At 42.3% G+C, this 1,755-nt stretch carries 1 protein-coding gene; it reads right to left on the minus strand.

All coding sequences use genetic code 11. From position 1 onward, the window contains the following. Nucleotides 1-181 precede the first annotated feature (181 nt). A partial coding sequence (locus tag ACZFYI_RS20030; protein WP_462525889.1) for a beta-N-acetylhexosaminidase occupies nucleotides 182-1,755 on the minus strand: 1,574 nt, incomplete at its 5' end.

Genomic DNA, 1,755 nt, shown 5'->3' on the forward strand with positions numbered 1-1,755 from the left:
TCTCACGCCATCTTATTATAAAAATCCGGAAACCATTAAATGATTCCCGGATTTTATGATTTCAACATTTAACTTTTTGGTATGACCGATTTCTTGCCGTTAACTACCTAAAACCCAAATGAAGTCCAATGAAAACAGCTCCGCCACGGCAGACAGGTATTGTCTGTGTCCTATAGATTGGTTACTTTTTCTCCTCCCAAACCAACTTTGGAGATTTGTAATAATTCAATCCCATCACATCCCAACGCTCGGTATGTTTTTTAAGTCTTGATGTAAATGACTCCCAATTTCTCAATTCCTTTTTGGTCCAAGCCACTTCGGCAATTGCTGCCAATCTCGGGAACATCATGAATTCAATTTCCTCCCTGTTGGTAATTGTTTCCGACCACAGTGGGGCTTCTACACCTAAGACATTTTCCTTTTTAACAGCTGCATCCAATTCTGTCGGATCCCAATTGTAAGCATCATCCAATTCGATATATGCTGCCCAATGAAGTCCCAACTGTGTTGTTGAATCGTATTGCATGTCAAGATAGGTCTTGGTAGCAGGAGAAACCAAAACCTGATTGCCCTGGTTGATGGCCAATACCGCATTTTCAGCCTTTGCCCAATATTGTGCCACAGCTCCGGGTTCAAGTTTTGCATGGGCTATTTCATCCCATCCCAATGATTTTTTGCCATATTTGGTTACAATGGCCTGGGCTTTTTCCATAAAAGGAATATAGTCCTCCAATTCGGTCACGAGAGATTCATCTCCGCCTATATGAATGTATGGGCCGGGAGTCATCTCCACCAACTCACGCACCACATCATCTATAAATTGGTAAGTAACTTCTTTGTCCGTATCCAAAGTACTGAAACCGACTTCGATACCTGTATAAAGCGGAGTAGCCATACCATCAACACCCAAATCTTTCCTATCAAAAGGAACAGCACCTTTCTCCGGAACTGTGATGCCCGGATTCAATTGTCCGTAAGAAGCCAAAGCTGAATTGGTATGACCGGGCATATCGATTTCAGGTACTACGGTAATGAATTTTGACTGGGCATATGCCACAATGTCCTTGTATTGCTCTTGGGTATAAAAACCCCCTTCTCCGCCACCTACTTCGGTTTTGCCACCGATTTCAGTCAACAATGGCCAAGATTTGATTTCGATCCTCCAACCTTGGTCATCCGAAAGATGAAGGTGCAAATAGTTGATCTTATATTTTGCAATCAGGTCAATGACGTGCTTTACATCTTCCACAGGAAAGAAATGTCTCGCCACATCCAACATAAATCCTCTGTAGGCATATTCCGGTTTGTCTTCGATTTTTCCTGCCCCAATTTTGACCTTGCCTCCTAATTTGGCAGAGGATTCAATTCCGGCCGGCATTAGTTGCCTCAAAGTCTGAACACCGTTGAAAAGGCCTTCTCCATTTGAGGCACTTATTTTTATGCTATTTTCTTCAATAGATATTGTATATTCTCCGTCTGTTTTTTGGGAAGCCTGCTCTATTTCAAACAGAATAAAATTGGACTCTCCTGATTCGGCTGTCTGTAGATCAAATCCGGTGGAAGGTTTGATTAAGCTTTGGAAAATAGAAATAATAGGATTGACTTCAGCAGCGTCACCTGATGCAACCAAAGTGGTTTTTTGGTCCAAAGTAAATGACCCTTCAGACGCTGTAACCGAAAGTGGCTTCGGGATAATGTGGTTTTCGCTTAGTGGCACGGCTTTTTCAGAACAAGACACCATACCCAATCCTAAAA

The sequence above is a fragment of the Aquiflexum sp. genome (assembly GCF_977115555.1).